The following is an 18,716-nucleotide window of genomic DNA, read 5'->3' on the forward strand; positions in this document are numbered from 1 at the left end:
AGGTTGATGCAAGAACCTGTCGGCCACGTCGGGACCAGAAACAGGGCAATAGAATCGTGGCCGTCTTGTTCAAGACGGCCACTGTGTTAAATCAGGCGGGAGTAGCGTGCGCCGCTTTCCTGGCTCAAGTACTTGTCGAACACCATGCTGTAGGCACGTACAAACAAACGGCCTTTGGGCAAAACCTGGATGGATTGGTGATCGACAGTTAGCAAGCCTGCGTCCGCGTAGCTACTGAGCTCTTGCAGCTCGGCAGAGAAGTAGCTGGCAAAATCAATGCCGTAACGCGCTTCCAGACGCACAATTGGCACAGGCATGCTGCACATCAGATGCATGATGACTTCCGCACGCAGGCGGTCGTCTTGCTGCATCACAATACCCCGCTCGATGGGCAAACGCCCCCGGTCTATATCGGCGTAGTAATTGCGCAGGCTGCGGGCATTTTGCACATGCATGGTGCCCACCTGACCAATAGACGACACGCCGAACGAAACCAGATCACAGGCCGCACGCGTGGTGTAACCCTGGAAGTTACGGTGCAGGCTGCCGTCCAGACGAGCCAGATTGAGCTCGTCCGTTGGCAAGGCAAAATGGTCCAGACCAATATAGACATAGCCTGCATCCAGCAAACGCTGGGAGGACATCAGGAACAACTGCAAACGCTGGTCGGCGTCGGGAAGCTCTTCTTCATTGATCAAGCGCTGGGCCTTGAAGCGAGTAGGCAAGTGCGCGTAGTTATAAAGAGCGATACGATCTGGCCGCAGTTGCACCAGCGAATCGATGGTGACGGCAAAGCTTTCCAGGGTCTGCAGGGGCAGACCATAGATCAGATCGGTATTGATGGATTGGAAACCGGCTGCCCGGCTCTCTTCAATGGCCCGTTTGACCATTTCAAAAGGCTGGATGCGGTTGATCGCTTTTTGCACCTTGGGGTCAAAGTCCTGCACCCCGAAGCTGGTACGGTTAAAGCCCAGATCCGCCAAGTTCTGAAGCGTACCGTCTGCCAAAGTGCGAGGGTCGATCTCGATGCCCAGTTCGGCATCGGCCGTGAACATGAACTGCTCTTTGAGCTTGCCCATCAAACGAGAGAGCTGATCATTGTCCAGGAAGGTGGGCGAGCCGCCGCCCAGATGAAGTTGTTCGGTGCGCCGATCATCACCCATGTATTGGGTGACCATATCAATTTCGCGCAGCAGGTAATCCAGATACTGCTCGCTCTTGCTGCGGTCCTGCGTGATGATCTTGTTGCAGGCACAGAAGTAGCAAAGCGACTGGCAAAACGGAATATGCAGGTAGACCGATAGAGGGGGGTTGCTGCTGCTCAGGGCGCGACGCGATAATTCGTGAATGTAGGGCTGGGCAGGAAAATCCTGAAAAAAACGGTCTGCGGTGGGGTAGGAGGTATAGCGAGGCCCAGAACGATCAAAGCGCCGGATAAGGGCTTCCGAGATTTCAATATCTGGCGCGGTAGGCGCGCTGGCATCCGATGCTTCCACGATTTGCGGCATAAAGGGTCCTCCTGCAAAAGACCTGTTTCTTCTAGTCAAGCATTCATTGTGAGAGAAAACCTCACGCATGCGCTTGACCTGCATCAAGACCGGAATAACTAAAAAAACGCTTTTTTTATCGCTGTAGGGCTGAAATTAGCTTCATATATCGTATTATTAAGCGCTAGCCGCCTAAATTACCGCCTGTTGGAGTCAGATGTATTTGCTCGTGATCCTAGCTCTACCGTTCATCGGTAGCTTGCTATCTTCCCTGATGCCCGCGAACTCTCGCAAACTCCAGGCATCCCTTGCAGGCGCTGTCGCCGTTACCTGCGCCTTGCTCACTCTCTACGCCTATCCGGACATCGCTCGCGGAGAGGTTTTAGAGTCATCCCGCTCCTGGATACCCGCCCACGGCCTGACCTTCAAGTTGCGCATGGACGGCTATGCCTGGCTCTTTAGCGTCATCATCACTGCGATGGGGGCCTTGATTGCCCTGTATGCGCACTATTACCTGTCTGCCCAGGATCCGGTCCGCCGCTTTTTCTCCTTTCTGCAAGCCTTTATGGGCTCGATGCTGGGGGTGGTGCTGTCGGGCAACCTGATTCAGTTGGTAGTGTTCTGGGAGCTGACCAGCATCTCCTCCTTCATGCTGATTGCCTATTGGTATCACCGCATGGACGCGCGCCGGGGTGCACGCATGTCGCTGATTGTCACGGGTACGGGCGGTTTCTGTTTGCTGGCGGGCGTGCTCATGCTTGGGCAAGCCGCAGGCAGCTACGATCTCAGCGTGGTTCTGGAATCGGGCGAACAGATTCGCAACCATCCTTGGTATACCGGGATGCTGATCCTGATCGCCCTGGGTGCGCTTACCAAAAGCGCCCAGTTCCCCTTCCATATCTGGCTTCCGCACGCCATGGCCGCGCCGACACCTGTTTCGGCTTATTTGCACTCCGCCACCATGGTCAAGGCTGGGGTGTTTCTGCTGGCCCGCCTGTGGCCCGCCCTGTCAGGCACCACGGAATGGGCGGTCATTATTGGCGGGGCCGGTCTGTGTTCGCTGACGCTGGGGGCCTATGTCGCCATGTTCCAGCGCGACATGAAAGGCGTGCTGGCCTACTCCACCATCAGCCATCTGGGTTTGATTACCTTGCTGTTGGGCCTGAACAGCCCGCTGGCTCTGGTTGCCGCGCTGTTTCACATGATGAACCACGCGACCTTCAAGGCCTCCTTGTTCATGGCCGCCGGTATCGTGGATCACGAAACAGGTACTCGTAACCTGAACCGGCTGTCCGGCTTGCGGCACGCCATGCCCTTGACGGCTACGCTGGCAACCGTTGCTGCCGCTGCCATGGCCGGGGTGCCGCTACTGAATGGCTTCATCTCCAAAGAAATGTTCTTTGCCGAGACCATTCTGGCCAGCAATGGCAACACCTGGGAATACGCCTTGCCCGTGGTCGCGGTCATTGCGGGTTCCTTCAGCGTGGCTTATTCCTTGCGCTTTATTGCCCAGGTTTTCTTTGGCCCCGTCGCCAAGGATTTGCCACGCGAACCGCATGAGCCACCGCGTCGCATGTTGATCCCCAGCGCCATTCTGGTGCTGACCTGCCTGCTGGTCGGTGTCATTCCCAGCCTGACCTTTGGTCCCTTCCTGCACACGGCTGCCAGCGCCATTCTGGGCAGTGAAATGCCTCAGTACGACCTGGCCGTCTGGCACGGTTTCAACCTGCCTTTGATCATGAGCCTGGTCGCAACCGGCATGGGCGTGATCCTCGTCCTGATCATCAACCGTTTCTACAAGAACCGTCAGGGTCGTACGCCGTTGCTGACCCGTGCCGATGGCCGCCGCTTCTTTGAGCTGGCCATGGAGTATCTGGAAGTAGCGTCCAATTGGGCCGTAGGCAAGCTGTACTCACCACGTCTGCAACGCCAGATGCTGCTGATTATTGTGGCGACCATCTGCGTAGCCGCCCTGCCCCTGGTCCGCGGAAATTGGTTCAAATCCACCATTTCCACGCCGATTGACCCCTTCTTTGCCCTGATGTGGGCGGTGGGGATTGCCTGCGCGATTGGTGCAGCTCGTCAGGCCAAATTCCACCGCCCAGCCTCCTTGCTTCTCTCCGGTGGTGCGGGTCTGGTCACCAGCCTGACCTTTGCCTGGCTGTCTGCTCCTGACCTGGCACTGACCCAGTTAGCCGTGGAAGTGGTCACGGTTGTACTGATCTTGCTGGGCCTGCGCTGGCTGCCTCAGCGCGTCAGCGATATGCCGGGTGCTCAGGACAATAGCGGCCAGGCCCTGTTCCGCCGTAGTCGTGACTTGATTATTGCCATCCTGGCCGGGGGCGGTATTGCTGCCCTGGCCTATGCCATGATGACTCGTCCCCACCCCAGCGGCATCTCGCCCTTCTTTATTGAGAAGGCCCTGCCTTTGGGCGGTGGCGCGAACGTGGTGAACGTAATTCTAGTGGACTTCCGGGGCTTTGATACCTTTGGCGAAATCGTGGTGCTGGGCATTGTGGCCCTGACCGTCTTCGCACTGCTGCGCCGGTTCCGTCCACCTATTGAAGCCATTGCCCAGCCCCTGGCCCGTCGTCAGAACGTCAAGGACAGCCGCGAAGCCGTCTTTGTGGAACCGGATCCGAAAACACCGCTGCCCGAAGGCATCATGCAGATTCCAGCCGTCTTGCTGCGTCTGTTGCTGCCTATCTCTACGCTGATTGCCTTGTACTTCCTGCTGCGTGGACACAACCTGCCCGGCGGTGGTTTTGTAGGTGGCCTGATTATGGCTACCGGCATTATCTTGCAATACATGGTTAGCGGCGTCGTGTGGATGGAGTCCCGCCCACTGATTCAACCCCAAACCTGGATTGGCTTGGGTCTGCTGACAGCCGGTGTGGCCGCCATGCTGGTCTGGGCCTTCAACAAGCCCTTCCTGTCCGCCCAGAGCTGGGATCTGCACCTGCCCCTGGTTGGCGACGTGCATACCTCCAGCGCGCTGATCTTCGACATCGGGGTCTTCATGCTGGTGATTGGTTCCACCATCCTGATTCTGGTCGCGCTGGCCCACCAGTCCCTACGTTTTTATCGCAAACTGCCGTCGCTGCAATCCGCCTCGAACGCTGCATCCGGGATGGAGAATAAATAATGGAAATCGTGCTTTCAATTGCGATTGGTGTGCTGGCAGGCTCGGGCGTCTGGCTCCTGCTGCGCCCGCGTACCTTCCAGGTCATCATGGGGCTGGCTCTGGTCTCCTATGCTGTAAACCTGTTTATTTTCAGTATGGGCAGGCTCAAAATCAGTGCGGCCCCTGTCATTAACAGCAGCGAACTGGGCGCCAGCTACGCTGACCCCTTGCCGCAAGCCCTGGTGCTGACCGCGATTGTGATTGGCTTTGCCACCACCGCCTTGTTTCTGGTTGTCATTCTTGCCAATCGCGGCCTGAGCGGCACTGACCACGTTGATGGCCGTGAGGAAGACGATCTGTGAGTCTACTCAACCAACACTTGCCCGTATTGCCTGTCGCCATCCCCATGGTGGCGGCAGCCCTGATGGTGATCCTGCGCGACAAGCGCCGTCACTACAAGCTGCTTATTGCCTTCAGTTCCTTGCTGGCCCAGTTGTTCTGTGCAGTCTATCTGCTCTTGCTGGCCGACGGCACGCTGACCCCTATCTGGCCTCAATCCGTTGGCGTCTACCTCTTGGGTGACTGGCCCGCTCCCTTCGGGATTGTGCTGGTCGTCGACCGCCTGGCCGCTTTCTTGCTGGTGCTGACCAATGTGCTGGCCTTTTGCTGCTGGTTCTACTCATTAGCCCGCTGGGATCGCGTGGGGGTTCACTTCCACTCTTTATTCCAACTGCTATTGATGGGCCTGAACGGCGCTTTCCTGACCGGCGACCTGTTCAACCTGTTTGTATTCTTCGAGGTTCTGCTAGCCGCCTCTTATGGTCTGATGCTGCACGGTTCGGGCGCGGCCCGCGTCAGTGCAGGTCTGCACTATATTGCGGTCAACCTGATCTCCTCGTTCTTGCTGCTGATCGCTATTGCCCTGGTTTACGGCGTCACTGGCACCCTGAACATGGCTGACCTGGCCCTACGCGCAGGCTCCCTGCCGGATTCGGACCGTCTGGTGTTTGAATCGGCCATGGCCATCCTGGGCATCGCCTTCCTGATCAAGGCAGCCGCCTGGCCCTTGAACCTGTGGCTGCCCAACGCCTATGGCAATGCCAGCGCTCCTGTCGCTGCCATGTTTGCCATCATGACCAAGGTCGGCATTTACGCGCTGCTGCGTATCGGCTCCTTGCTGCTGCCTACGGGGGCACCTGCTGCCTTTGGCGTGGCCTGGATGTTCCCGGCGGGGATTGCCACCCTGGCCTTTGGCGCGATTGGCGTGATGGCCGCACAGCAACCCGAACGACTGGCCAGCTATTGCATCATCGTGTCCTCGGGCACCTTGCTGGCCGCTCTGGGCATGCCCGGCGTCATTCTGACCGGCCCTGCCCTGTACTACATGCTGAGCAGTGTGCTGGCCCTGGGTGCATTCTTCCTGCTGCTGGAGTTGGTCAGCCGCACCAAACCTTTTGGTGCAGACTTGCTGGCCGTCAGTCAGGAGGTTTTTGACCTGGATGACCCGGAGTCCGAAGACCATAGCGATGACGTCGTGGGGGTCGCCATTCCCGGTGTGATGGTGTTCCTGGGCATGTCCTTTATTGCCTGCGCCTTGCTGATTGTTGGACTGCCACCGCTATCGGGCTTTGTGGCCAAGCTGTCTTTGCTGACCGCTGCCCTGAAAGCCTCGGGCCAATCACCTGAACCCCTGAACGCCTGGATCCTGACCGCCGCCGTGTTGATCTCCGGGGTAGCCGGTTTGATCGCCATGGTTCGCGTAGGCATTCGTCTGTTCTGGAGCAATAGTTCCCTGGCGATTCCCCGCCTGAAGCTGATCGAGGCCGCTCCGATTGCAACCATTATCCTGGCTTGTGGCATCCTGAGCTGGTACGCAGGCCCCATCACGACCTACCTGGAGCAAACAGCCCAACAGCTCGATGAGCCTCGTATCTACATCGGCTCGGTCTTGCGACAAAACCCTGTGCGTTCTGTTCAAGCGGAGGGATTCTGATGCGACGCTACACCAAACATCTCTTTCTGCCTTTGCTGCTCCTGGGTCTGTGGCTGCTGCTGAACGACTCGCTCTCGGCCGGTTACGTGGTGCTGGGCCTGTTCCTGGCCATCGCCTTGAGTTTGGCCGCCATTCCCTTTCGTCCGGTTAAAGCCAGCATTCGACATCCCTTTCTGGCGTTGAAACTGATCTGCCAAGTAGCTTGGGACATTGTGATGTCCAATATTGCCGTAGGCCATCTGGTTCTGAAGGGCAGCAAAGCTCCTCGTCCGGGCTTTCTGGCCATCCCTTTGCAACTGACTGACCCACATGGTCTGGCAGCCTTGGCCTGCATCATTACCTACACGCCAGGTACCGTCTGGTCCGGTTTCGATTACGAGACCCGCGTCCTGACCTTGCACATTCTGGATCTGCAAGACGAACAGGTCTGGTTAGACACCATTCAGAAGCGCTACCAAGGACCGCTACTGGAGATTTTCCAATGATAGACATCGTTTACTGGGCCTGTCAGTTTGCTCTGGGCTGCTTTGTCCTGGGCATGGGCTGCGCCGTCATCCGCCTGCTTAAAGGCCCCTCGGCCGCTGACCGCGTGCTGGCGCTGGACACCATGTACATCAACGGCATGCTGGCCTTGCTGGCCCTGGGTATCCGTTTTGACTCTACCTTGTATTTTGATATCGCCTTGCTGATTGCCCTGTTTGGTTTTGTGGGTTCGGCCGCCATGGCGAAATTCCTCTTGCGCGCCGAGGTGATCGAGCCATGAACACGCCTTTACTGCCCTGGTGGCTGGCTATCCCGGTCGCACTTTTGCTAGTGCTTAGCGGCATTGTGTCCCTGGTGGGCTCAGCCGGTTTACTGCGCTTCAAGCACTTTTATTCACGCATCCACGCCCCCACCATGGGGAACACGCTGGGTACGTTTTTCATGGTGTTAGCCGTTGCCATCAGTGCCAGCCACTTGATGAGCCGTCCGATCCTGCACCCACTGATTATCAGTGTGCTCTTGATCATTACCTCGCCGGTGACTGCCATCTTCCTGATGCGCGCCGCCATCAAACGCGAGCATCGCCAACGTCTGGCCGAATATGGCCCGGACGAACCCGGCTACCTGGACATGCCACATAAAGCACCTCTGCCCCAAGAGCTGATTCAAACCCAAACCCAAACCCAAACTCAAGCCAAAACCGAAGACTAATAAGCCACAGAGGGTTTGGAAAAGTTTTATTGCCCTCACTTACAAGTCCTCCACTTATACTGGTAAGTGTTCGCTGCGTATCGGGAATTGCCCCATACGCAGTCGCTTTTGGGGCTTAGCGGCCTGTTCTTCACGACTTATGACAGTGCTCGCCAAGCCGGTGATTCCCTTAGCAAGTAAAGGAGTGAGATCGATGAGTTTTCATACACGTCCATCCCGAATTCTGAGCGCTGGCTTACTCAGCCTGGGTTTACTGTCCTCTGCTGCCTGGGCGCAAACCCCGACCAAAGACTACAGGCACGATGTCCAGCGCTGCGAACAATTTACGGGAGAGCAGCGCACGACATGTCGCCGTGAAGCCGGGGCCGCAGTGCAAGCGGAACGTCATCACAAGCTGGACAAGCGCGATCACAATCTGGATGCCAACCGCCAGGCGCGCTGCCATCGCTTGCCCGCTGATCGTCAGCAAGACTGCCTGAAATCCATGACCGGCCAGGACACAACCGTACGCGGTAGTGTGGAAGGCGGCGGTATTCTGCGCGAAACCACGACTGTGGTGCCCGCTCAGTAAACAGGCGATGCAGACGGCCATCTGACCAAGTGGCCAGACCAAAAAGAATGGGCCTCGCAAGGCCCATTCTTCATTTCTGCTGATCGTGCCTGCTTATAGCTCGACCTGTATCCCCATCTCCACCACCCGATTAGGCGGAATCTTGAAAAAGCGCGTACTGCGGCTGGCATTACGGGCCATGAACGCAAACAAGCGACGACGCCAGCCCAGATACCAGGGCTGACGCGACTGAATCATCACGGTCTGGCGCGACAGGAAGTAAGAGGTCTGCATCGGCTCCAGATTCAGCTCGGGATGCTCCAGAGTAATCTGCTCCAGCAACTGCGGCACATTCGGCTCTTGCTTGAAGCCCCAGGAAGCCACGGCTTGCCAACTACCCCGGCTCAAACGCTGCAGGCTATAGCGCTCACCAAAGGGAACGTAAGGCACACCCGCACTGGTCACCGTCAAAAACAGTACCTGCTCGTGCAAGACTTTATTGTGCTTCAGGTTATGCAATAAGGCTGGCGGGACAGAGTCCGGAATAGTGCTCATGAACACCGCCGTCCCCGGCACGCGGGTAGGGGCGTACTCCTCCAGACTCAGCAAAAATTCTTTCAAAGGCTGCTTGTTTTCCAACAAGCGCTCGTGCAAAGCAGCACGCCCCTGACGCCAGGTCAGCATCAAACCCAGCAAGACGGCACCGACCAGCAAAGGCAGCCAGCCGCCATCCAGAACTTTAAGTGCATTGGCCGAGAAAAGAAGCACATCCAGAATCAGGAAGATGCCCAGCAGGCCCAACCATGCCCAACGCTTGATCCCGCTAGCACGACGCGGCAAGAGCACAATCGCCAGCAGACTGGTCATCAACATGGTGCCCGTCACCGCAAAACCGTAAGCATGGGCCAAGCGCTCCGAAGAACCAAAACTCAGGACTAGAATCATCACCGCCACACACAGCAGCAGATTCACACGGGGCAAATAGATCTGCCCTTCTTCCTTGGCGGAGGTGTGCTGAATGACCATGCGGGGCCAAAAACCGAGCTGTACAGCCTGACGCGTCACGGAGAAAGCCCCGGAGATCACAGACTGAGAAGCAATCACCGTCGCTACCGTTGCCAGCATCACCATCGGCACCAAGGCCCAGTTGGGAGCCAGGAAAAAGAAAGGATTACGGATGGCGGATGGGTCGGAAATCAGCAAAGCACCTTGACCGAAATAACATAGAACCAGGCAAGGCATGACAATCATGAACCAGGCCTTGCGAATCAAGGGACGACCAAAATGGCCCATATCCGCGTACAAGGCTTCAGCACCGGTCAGCGCCAGCACCAAGGCTCCTAGCAGTAAAAAAGTCTGCCACGGAGCTTCAGCAATAAAGGCCACAGCCCAACGCGGGTCCAAGGCCATCAGGACTTGCGGGTGCTCGATCACACGCCACAACCCCAAACCGCCCAACACCAGAAACCACATCAGCATAATGGGGCCGAACAATTTGCCCATTGTGCCCGTACCGTGCGATTGAATCAGAAACAAGGCCAGCAGCACGCCCAGTGCCAAAGGAACCACCCAAGGGTCCAGCACATGGGACACCATACCGATGCCTTCCAGCGCTGACATCACGGAGATTGCCGGGGTGATAATGCTATCGCCGTAAAACAAGGCAGCGCCTATCAAACCCAGCACCACAATCACCTGACGGCGAGGGCCGTGTATGCCACGCGCTGCCAGCTCCATCAAGGCCAAGGTCCCCCCTTCGCCTTTATTGTCCAGGCGCAGAACCACGGTGACGTACTTGATGGACACCACGATAGTCAGCAGCCAGAACAACAAGGACAGCACACCATAGACCTGCTCGGCCCCGGGCTGTCCGTACGCGCTCAAGGCCACTTTCATGGTGTAGAGCGGGCTGGTCCCAATATCGCCGTACACCACGCCTAAAGCGCCCATTAACAAGGCGGCCTGAGCCGCTTTTTTGGGGTTTTCTGTTGCTGTGTTCAAGGCTTAATTTCCAATCAAAGAATCGTGCCGGGTCAGACGCGCACCAATACGCGGACCGGGAAAAACGATGGTGACGCGGGTACCCGGAAAATCAGGACGGCTCATCAAACTCCACCAGGCACCATGCGCACGGGCAATTTCCTGCACAATGGCCAGACCTAAACCTGAACCCCCAGCCTGTGTGCCGGGCGAACGGTAAAAGGCTTCAAATACCCGCTGCTGCTCACTAGCCTCAATACCCGGCCCATGATCTTCCACGGACAAAGACGGCGGATTGCTGGACACTCTCAGCACAATCCGATCTGTCCCCTGCCCATAGCGCAGCGCGTTATCCATCAGGTTCGACAACAATTCCCGCAAGAGCACGGGTGCGGCATCAATCCAGACAGGCTTTTCAGGTGCCAGCAAATGAATTTCTGCGCCATGCTGGCGAGCCTGCAAGAACCAGTCCCCGCCCTCTTCGCGCGTCCATTCGCACAAGTCCAGGCGCACAAAACTGTCTTTGATATTGGTGTCCGCATCGGTACGGGCCAGAACCAGCAACTGCTGGCCCAGACGAATCATGCGGTCCGACACGCTTTTGATACGCTCGGCGCGCTGCCGAATGTCATCAGGCAAAGGCCGTGCCAGCATGAGCTCGGACTCCAACTGCAAACCCGTCAAAGGCGTACGTAATTGATGTGCGGCATGACCAATAAAACGCTTTTGCGCCTGCAGGGTATCACGCTGACGTTCCAGCAATTCGTTGAAGTGCTCCACCAAGGGCACAATCTCGGCGGGCAAGGCGCTGGCATCCAGACGCTCGAAATCATCATCGGCCCGATTACGGATCTGTTGCGACAAATCGTCAATCGACGCCAACTGAGAACGAATCCCCGACAGCAGCACCCAGGCAATCAGGCTGACCAGCAGCACCTGGCTGAGCGCCATCGTCCAGAAAATATCGCGCAGCAGCCAGTCTTCCAGACTCATGCGACGCGTCAATATCCAGGTCACGCTCAGGTCGAGCACCACCAGAATGGAGATAGGGGGAAACAAGCGGCCCATCAGTTTGCGGGCCAAAGAACCGGGAGCAAGAAAGCGCTCCAGCCAGCCTCGCCATACGGAGGTTTTTACGGCTGGAGAAAGATGCTGATCGGGCATGGTTGACCTAAGGGTTCAGGCAGCAGGCATGGGCTGCCGTTATGCTCCGGCCACGCTCTCCACATCGAGCAAATAGCCAAAGCCGCGCACAGTCTGTATGACAGCCCCGGTGCCTTCCAGGCGCTTGCGCAAACGATACACGTAGACTTCGACCGCATTGTCGCTGAAATCTGCGTCCCAGGCTGACAAGGAGTTAATAATTTGCTGCTTGGTGACCACACGGCCAGCCCGCATCATCAACATTTCCAGCACGGACAGCTCGCGCACCGACAAGGTCACACGCTGACCGGCACAGCGCAGCTCGCGGCCAATCGTATCAAAGCTCAAGGGGCCCACATCAATAATGGGCTGGACCTGCCCACTGCGGCGGCGGCCAAACACACGCACACGAGCCGCCAGTTCGGACAGATCAAAGGGTTTGATCAGATAATCATCCGCACCGGCATCCAGACCACCGACACGATCGTCCACGCCATCACGGGCGGTCAGGATCAGCACGGGAATGGCATTGCCCTGCTGACGCAACTGACGCAGCACATCCAGGCCACTGATACCGGGCAGGTTCAAGTCCAGGAGCAGAAGATCGTAGACCTGGGCGGTCAGCTCCCTCAAGGCACTTTCGCCTTCCTGGAGCCAGTCAACAGCGTAGCCCTGATCGTTAAGAAATTCCTGCAGTGCGGCGCCCAAGATGGCGTCGTCTTCGATAACTAGTACACGCATGCGGAGGATTTTATTACGAAACTGGCCCCTCGCGTTGCGGATGCAACGCGAGGGGCCAGAAAAAACAACACGAGCGATCTGCCGGGATTACTGGGCAGGGGCAGGTACGGCTGGCTTCTCGACAGCCGGGGCACCTTCCTTGGCTTCACCCTCTTCACCTGCCGTCTTGGTCGTTGGACCTGGGCGAGTGATAAAGCCCAAGCGGGTCAGACCCGAGGCCTTGGAGCGGCTCATGACCTGGGCCAGTGTTTCGTAGCGTGTATCGATATCGGCACGGATACGCAGCTCAGGCTGTGGCTCATCCTTGGAGTAGGGAGCCAGCGTGGCGGTCAAATCTTCCAGCGCAACAGGCGACTCGTTCACGAAGATCTGCCCTTCCGCATCAATCGCCAGATCAATCGTCTTGGGATCTTGCTGCACCAGCTCAGAGCTGGCCTGTGGCAACTGAATCTTGATGGAATGCGACAGCAGTGGAGCGGTGATCAGAAAGATCACCAGCAGCACCAGCATGACGTCGATCAGCGGCACCATATTGATTTCGGACAAGGCTGAGCCCGAGTTGCGATTATCAAAGCTGCCAAAAGCCATGATTAGTGCTCCCGCTTGGCAGCCGCTGCCGAGCTCGATGCTGCACCGCCACCCGATGTAGGAACGCGACGCAGAACAGGTTGATTGTCCTGCACAGGCTGGCCGGTAGTCAGGAAGGTAAACAGATCATGGGCAAATGCGTCCAACTGGGACAGGTAAACGCGGTTGGTACGCACGAAAGCGTTATAAGCCAACACAGCAGGAATAGCCACGGCCAGACCGAGACCGGTCATCACCAGTGCTTCACCCACAGGACCGGCAATCTTGTTCAGGGTCACACCATCGGACAGACCGATGTTGATCAGGGCGTGGTACACACCCCAAACCGTACCGAACAGACCCACAAAAGGAGCCGTCGAACCCACCGAGGCCAACAGCGTCAGGCCGTTTTCCAGCTTGGCAGTTTCTTCGTCCATGACTTTACGCATGATGCGCGAGACAAAGGCGTCCGTAGAGCCTTTTTCTTCCAGACGCATGGCACCGTATTTGACGTGGTGTTTTTGAGCGTGGATAGCGTGGCTGGCCAGGTGGCTGAACGGATCACGCGCACCGTGGGTAGCGATTTCGTTTTCAACTTGCTCCAGGGAGCTGGCGGACCAGAATTCGCGCATGAAACCTTGCGAGCGACGCTTCAGACGGAAGGACAGCACGCCCTTGACGATAATCAGGTACCAACTGGCAACCGACATCAAGGCCAGGATTACGAACAGCGTTTTACCCACCACATCACTTTGCTGGATAAAGTGCATTACGCCCGTTGATTCCTCAGCGGCAACAATACTGGCGGCAGCCTGATCGGCGACAGGCCCTGCAACTTGTGCCAGGCTTACCCATACGCTTTGAAATAGTTCCTGCATCATTGATATATCCTAGTAAACAAAGTCGAAAGGAATATCGGCCATGGCACGATAGGCCACACCATTTTCCGTATACGGTTTGAAACGTGCTGTGCGTACAGCTCGCAGCGCGGACTCATCCAGGCGTTCATAGCCCGACGAATTTTGCACCTTGGCTTCCAGCACGGTTCCTTGGGTTGAAATCACTACACGAACCACCACGCGGCCCTGCTCACGACGACGCTCCGAGGCCCGTGGGTACACAGGTACAGGACGGCGTCCCAAATAGTCCACACGACCAATCAGCTTGGGCCTGTCGCCATCCGTAGAACGGGCAGCGGTTTGAGTCGTATTGTCCGTTGCCGGGCCGGCCTGTGCAGCAGGAGCGGCAGGCTGAGCGGGCTGCGGCGTTTCTGCCGGTGGCACCTCTGGCTTGGGCTGTGGCTTGGGCTTAGGTTTTGGCTTGGGTTTCGGTTTGGGCTTGGGAGGCTCCGGGATCGGTGGTTTTTCCACGATCGGCTCTGGCTCGGGCTCCGGTTCAAGGACCGGCTCCGGGTCAGGCTCGGGTTCTGGTTTCACCTCGGGCTCGGGATCAGGTTCTGGCTCGGCCACCACCTCTTCGGGAGGGGCACTGACCTGTTTTTGCTGAACCGGGGACTCCGACACTTCCACCAAAGTCACCCCAACAACATCCATAGGGGCTGGTTCGCCCACAATCTTGGGGGTTTCCGTCCACAAGATGGTAGCCACGACACCAACGTGCAATCCCAGTGCTAATGCCAAGCCAGTTGCCTTCAAGGCCAGCATCGAGCGATTATTCTTTTGAGAAGCAATTCCGGTCATAATCCGTTCTACACATTCTGCAACCCGCATGGACCATGACGGGACCGGACAGGATGCCCAGTGAAGTATCGAATCTTAACAGAAACAGGAATGATTCTCAATACTAAATTCCTGTAATATTTCCTGCTTCAATCCGCCCTGCAAAAACCTTCCAGATACTAACGCAGACAGGCTGACCTAGGGTCAGCCTGTTGCGAACAATTTGCAAAAAAAACTAAGAAAGTCGCACGTCAGCCTGGGACTCCAAAGGGAAGGCGCTGAACTTGCGTGGCAAGGCCAAGGCACGTTCACCCGGCTGCAAACCAAGCTGCGACCAACGCTGGTGATCGAACTCCGCTTCCCAGGCGCGCTCGCCCTCGTTCAGGGCCAGCTCTACCCGCACCGTCGCCCCTAAAGGAATGATGCGCTGTACGGCTACGATGATGCCTTGCCCATCCAACTGACGCTGCAAGTCCAGATCGTGCGGACGCACATAGCCCACCGCTTCACCCTGTCCGGCTCCCTGACCATTCAAGGCCTGGTTAGACTCAAACAGACCCAACTGCGGATCGGCGACAAAGCGCCCATGCTGGAACTGACCGGGCAAACGATTGGCCGCTCCCAGGAACTCGTAAACAAAGGGGCTGGCCGGATGGTTGTACACGTCCTGCGGGGCACCCTCTTGCTCGACCCGGCCCTTGTTCAGCACCACGATACGGTCAGCCACTTCAATGGCCTCTTCCTGATCGTGGGTCACGAACAAAGTGCTGATATGCAAATCGTCATGCAGACGACGCAACCAGGAACGCAGCTCCTTGCGTACCTTGGCATCCAGTGCACCAAAGGGCTCGTCCAGGAGCAAAACACCCGGCTCCACCGCCAAAGCGCGTGCCAGAGCGATACGTTGACGCTGACCACCGGACAAGGCTGCCGGATAGCGATCAGCCAACCAATCCAGTTGCACCAGCTCCAGAAGCTCATGCACCCGCTGACGAATCTGGGCTTCAGGCAAACGCTGTTTGCGGGGCTTGATACGCAGGCCAAAGGCCACGTTCTCAAACACAGTCATATGGCGGAACAAGGCATAGTGCTGGAACACAAAACCCACTTGTCGATCCCGCGTCCCCACGGCGGCGACATCCTTGCCATTGATCAGCACCTGCCCCGCATCCGCATGTTCCAGGCCAGCCACAATGCGCAACAAGGTCGTCTTGCCGCAGCCTGAAGGCCCCAGCAAAGCCACCAGCTCGCCCGCTGGAAAATCCAATGTCACATCACCCAGTGCCGTAAACGCACCAAACTGTTTAGATAGATGACGAACTTCGATACTCATAATGAACTCCGAATGCGGTCACCCACGATGACCGTCTTGAACCATTTTGCGCTCGGCCCACAATTTAAGCGCCAACGTCAGTAAAGCCAACACTGCCAACACCGAAGCCGCTGCAAATGCGCCCACCGTGTGATAGTCGTTGTACTCAATCTCTACATGCAAAGGCAGTGTGTTGGTCTGGCCCCGTATATGGCCCGACAGCACCGACACCGCCCCAAATTCACCCATGGCACGGGCATTGCACAGGATCACGCCATACAGCAGGCCCCATTTGATCTTGGGCAAGGTGACCCGCCAGAACATCTGCCTGCCATTAGCTCCCAGCACTCGCGCCGCTTGCTCTTCCTCGCTGCCTTGCATTTGCATAAGCGGAATCAGCTCACGCGCTACAAAGGGAAAGGTCACAAATAAGGTCGCCAATACCAGGCCCGGCAAGGCAAAGACGATACGGATATTATTTGCGTCCAGCCAGTCCCAAAATGGGCCCTGCCGGCCAAAGATCAGCAGGAACATCAAACCGGCAATCACGGGCGATACCGAAAACGGCAGATCAATCAGCGTGGTCAGAATACTCTTGCCGCGAAACTCGAAACGGGCAATGGCCCAGGAAGCGGCTAAACCAAAGGCAATATTCAAGGGAACCGCAATCACGGCTACCAGCACCGTCAGGCTGGCGGCATGCAAGGTATCTCTTTCGCTCAAGGCGGACAAATACGGCATGACGCCACGACTGAAGGCCGTCATGAAGACCAGGATCAAGGGCAGCAGCAAAAACAGTACAAAGAACAGCAAGGCGATGCTAGTCAATATCACCTTGACGGCCGGGCCCTCGTCCTGAGCAGCCCGCAAGCGTGCGGTCTGCACCGGCACCACCTGCACAGTGGAATCCATCGTCAAGCTGCTGCTCATCGGACTGTCTCCAAGGATAAGGGCGCGGCTACCTTGGCCGCTTTACCCTGCGCCTGCCCGGAGTGGCGCGACTGCAAATACCACTGCAAACGATTGATCGCCAACAGAATGATGAAGGACAGCACCATCATCAGGACAGCCAAGGCCGATGCTCCCGCATAGTCAAACTGCTCCAGCTTGATCACGATCAGCAAGGGGGTAATTTCCGAGACCATAGGGACGTTACCAGCAATGAAAATCACCGAACCATATTCACCAACGGCACGCGCAAAGGCCAGGGCTACGCCCGTCAAGCAGGCAGGCAAAATGGCGGGCAAAATGACCTTGGTAACGGTCTGGAGGCGATCCGCCCCCAAACACGCACTAACCTCTTCCTGTTCCTGCTCCAGCTCTTCCAGCACGGGCTGCACGGTACGCACGACAAAAGGCAAACCAATAAAAACTAAAGCGATCAGCACGCCCCAGGGAGTAAACGCAATCTGTCCCACATAAGGTTCAGCCCAGGAACCTATCCAGCCGGTAGGCGCATAAATAGCGGCCAGTGAAATACCGGCTACCGACGTGGGCAGAGCAAAGGGAAGATCAATCAACGCATCCACAATGCGGCGGCCAGGAAAACGGTATCGCACCAAGACCCAGGCCAGAATCAGACCGAACACGCCGTTGATCAAGGCAGCCAAAGCGGCCATGCCAAACGTCAATTTCAAGGAAGCCAGAACACGGGCGGTACTAATCGTTTCCCAAAATGCCGACCAGCCCATAGAGGTGGTCTTGAGCAAAACTGCAGACAAGGGAATCAGCACAATCAGGCTTAAATAACTGATGGACAAACCCATCGTCAGACCAAAGCCTGGCAAAGCCCGCTGCTTACGGGCAGCGGGCAGAAATCCCCATAGACGAGCCTGTGACATCGGACGGTCCTTGCTGTTGGTGGGGGTCATTTGCTCAAGTAAATACTGTCAAACACGCCGCCGTCTGCAAAGTGCTTGGCTTGGACCTGTGTCCAGCCACCCAGCTCATCATCCACCTTGTAAAGTTTCAAGGCCGGAAACTGGTCACGGTATTTGGCGGCCACTGACTCCAGGCGAGGACGGTAAAAGTGGCGTGCGGCAATTTCCTGACCTTCAGGGCTGTAGAGATACTCCAGATAAGCCTGGGCCACTTTTTCTGTGCCATGTTTGGCCGCATTGGCATCCACCAGCGCCACAGGTGGCTCGGCCAGAATGCTACTGGACGGCACCACGATGTCAAAGCGATCGGGTCCCAGATCCTTGACAGACAAGAGAGCCTCGTTCTCCCAAGCAATCAGCACATCCCCAATGCCGCGCTCTACAAAGGTTGTGGTCGACCCACGCGCGCCGGAATCCAGCACACTGACGTTGCGGTACAGCTTGGCAACAAAATCACGCGCCTTATCCTCGTCCCCATTGCCTTGCTTCAACGCGTACAACCAGGCCGCCAGATAATTCCAACGCGCCCCGGCCGAGGTTTTGGGATTCGGGGTAACGACCTTGATGTCCGAACGAATCAAATCATTCCAGTCATGAATCCCCTTGGGATTGCCCTTGCGCACCAACAAAACAATGGTGGAGGTATAAGGCGTGCTGTTATCCGGCAAGCGAGTTTGCCAGTCCTTATCCAGCAAACCGGACTGAGCAATCTGATCAATATCGGAAGAAATACCCAAGGTCACGACATCAGCAGGCACGCCATCAATAACGGTACGCGCTTGCTTGCTGGAACCACCGTGGGAACTACGGATGACCACACTGTCACCCGTTTGTTCTTTGTAATGGGTCTGGAAAGCCTTGTTGAATTCAGCGTAAAGCTCACGCGTTGGGTCGTAAGACACATTCAGAATACTGACCTCGGCCGCAACAGCCGTAGCCGCCGCCAGCACCAAGGCCAGCAAAGCTCCGGCCTTGACGCCCTTCCACTTCTGTTGAATCCGCTTCATTTCCCATCCCCTAGAAACCATTTCCAAGCAATGAGAACGAGTCTAGCAAGGCTGTTTCA

18 protein-coding genes are annotated in these 18,716 nt (G+C 56.9%); 7 read left to right on the forward strand and 11 right to left on the reverse strand.

Annotation, left to right across the window (positions count from 1 at the left end):
- Positions 1-86 precede the first annotated feature (86 nt).
- A complete protein-coding gene (gene hemN / locus OSH09_RS04975) occupies positions 87-1,508 on the reverse strand; it encodes an oxygen-independent coproporphyrinogen III oxidase (RefSeq protein ID WP_266120347.1) in 1,422 nt (473 codons plus the stop codon).
- 196 nt (positions 1,509-1,704) lie between these two features.
- Between hemN and OSH09_RS04980 the strand changes: the two genes are divergently transcribed.
- The 7 genes from OSH09_RS04980 to OSH09_RS05010 all read left to right on the forward strand — a co-directional run bounded on the left by OSH09_RS04980 (position 1,705) and on the right by OSH09_RS05010 (position 8,369).
- Entirely contained in the window at positions 1,705-4,632 is a 2,928-nt protein-coding gene (locus OSH09_RS04980) for a monovalent cation/H+ antiporter subunit A (protein WP_207875050.1), read from the forward strand.
- Positions 4,632-4,973, forward strand: coding sequence for a Na+/H+ antiporter subunit C (locus tag OSH09_RS04985; protein WP_035272858.1), 342 nt, complete (start codon positions 4,632-4,634; stop codon positions 4,971-4,973). The genes OSH09_RS04980 and OSH09_RS04985 overlap by 1 nt, the downstream gene beginning before the upstream one ends.
- A gap of 44 nt (positions 4,974-5,017) precedes the next feature.
- Complete coding sequence (locus OSH09_RS04990; RefSeq protein ID WP_266120541.1) at positions 5,018-6,604, forward strand: monovalent cation/H+ antiporter subunit D; 1,587 nt, start codon at positions 5,018-5,020, stop codon at positions 6,602-6,604.
- Entirely contained in the window at positions 6,604-7,089 is a 486-nt protein-coding gene (locus OSH09_RS04995) for a Na+/H+ antiporter subunit E (protein ID WP_207875052.1), read from the forward strand. Before OSH09_RS04990 ends, OSH09_RS04995 begins: the two co-directional genes overlap by 1 nt.
- Positions 7,086-7,367: a K+/H+ antiporter subunit F gene (locus tag OSH09_RS05000; RefSeq protein ID WP_009461751.1), complete on the forward strand. Its 282-nt coding sequence runs from the start codon at positions 7,086-7,088 to the stop codon at positions 7,365-7,367. Before OSH09_RS04995 ends, OSH09_RS05000 begins: the two co-directional genes overlap by 4 nt.
- Positions 7,364-7,798, forward strand: a complete 435-nt coding sequence (gene mnhG / locus OSH09_RS05005; protein ID WP_266120348.1) for a monovalent cation/H(+) antiporter subunit G — start codon at positions 7,364-7,366, stop codon at positions 7,796-7,798. The genes OSH09_RS05000 and mnhG overlap by 4 nt, the downstream gene beginning before the upstream one ends.
- 193 nt (positions 7,799-7,991) lie before the next feature.
- Positions 7,992-8,369, forward strand: coding sequence for a hypothetical protein (locus OSH09_RS05010; protein ID WP_266120349.1), 378 nt, complete (start codon positions 7,992-7,994; stop codon positions 8,367-8,369).
- A 93-nt stretch (positions 8,370-8,462) separates the two neighbouring features.
- Here OSH09_RS05010 and OSH09_RS05015 read toward each other — a convergent pair whose 3' ends face one another.
- The 10 genes from OSH09_RS05015 to OSH09_RS05060 all read right to left on the reverse strand — a co-directional run bounded on the left by OSH09_RS05015 (position 8,463) and on the right by OSH09_RS05060 (position 18,657).
- Positions 8,463-10,298, reverse strand: coding sequence for a potassium transporter Kup (locus OSH09_RS05015; protein WP_266120542.1), 1,836 nt, complete (start codon positions 10,296-10,298; stop codon positions 8,463-8,465).
- Between the two features lie 54 nt (positions 10,299-10,352).
- The gene (locus tag OSH09_RS05020) at positions 10,353-11,492 is read right to left on the reverse strand and encodes a sensor histidine kinase (protein ID WP_207875060.1); all 1,140 of its coding nucleotides are present in this window, start codon (positions 11,490-11,492) and stop codon (positions 10,353-10,355) included.
- A gap of 39 nt (positions 11,493-11,531) precedes the next feature.
- Complete coding sequence (locus OSH09_RS05025) at positions 11,532-12,212, reverse strand: response regulator (protein ID WP_207875061.1); 681 nt, start codon at positions 12,210-12,212, stop codon at positions 11,532-11,534.
- An 87-nt stretch (positions 12,213-12,299) separates the two neighbouring features.
- Entirely contained in the window at positions 12,300-12,800 is a 501-nt protein-coding gene (locus OSH09_RS05030) for an ExbD/TolR family protein (RefSeq protein WP_207875062.1), read from the reverse strand.
- A gap of 2 nt (positions 12,801-12,802) precedes the next feature.
- Positions 12,803-13,660, reverse strand: a complete 858-nt coding sequence (locus tag OSH09_RS05035; protein WP_207875063.1) for a MotA/TolQ/ExbB proton channel family protein — start codon at positions 13,658-13,660, stop codon at positions 12,803-12,805.
- Positions 13,661-13,669: 9 nt separating this feature from the next.
- Positions 13,670-14,479, reverse strand: a complete 810-nt coding sequence (locus tag OSH09_RS05040; RefSeq protein WP_376912116.1) for an energy transducer TonB — start codon at positions 14,477-14,479, stop codon at positions 13,670-13,672.
- Between the two features lie 214 nt (positions 14,480-14,693).
- Positions 14,694-15,791: a sulfate/molybdate ABC transporter ATP-binding protein gene (locus OSH09_RS05045; RefSeq protein WP_266120350.1), complete on the reverse strand. Its 1,098-nt coding sequence runs from the start codon at positions 15,789-15,791 to the stop codon at positions 14,694-14,696.
- A gap of 18 nt (positions 15,792-15,809) precedes the next feature.
- The gene (gene cysW / locus OSH09_RS05050; RefSeq protein WP_376912115.1) at positions 15,810-16,700 is read right to left on the reverse strand and encodes a sulfate ABC transporter permease subunit CysW; all 891 of its coding nucleotides are present in this window, start codon (positions 16,698-16,700) and stop codon (positions 15,810-15,812) included.
- Positions 16,697-17,611 (reverse strand): sulfate ABC transporter permease subunit CysT, encoded by a 915-nt coding sequence (cysT, locus tag OSH09_RS05055; RefSeq protein ID WP_266120351.1) that lies wholly within the window; start codon positions 17,609-17,611, stop codon positions 16,697-16,699. Before cysT ends, cysW begins: the two co-directional genes overlap by 4 nt.
- Before the next feature lie 26 nt (positions 17,612-17,637).
- Positions 17,638-18,657 carry a sulfate ABC transporter substrate-binding protein gene (locus tag OSH09_RS05060; protein ID WP_266120352.1) on the reverse strand — a complete coding sequence of 340 codons (1,020 nt, stop codon included), beginning with the start codon at positions 18,655-18,657 and terminating at the stop codon, positions 17,638-17,640.
- Positions 18,658-18,716: the final 59 nt, after the last annotated feature.

This window comes from Alcaligenes parafaecalis (assembly GCF_026344135.1).
Taxonomy (GTDB): Bacteria; Pseudomonadota; Gammaproteobacteria; order Burkholderiales; family Burkholderiaceae_B; genus Alcaligenes; species Alcaligenes parafaecalis.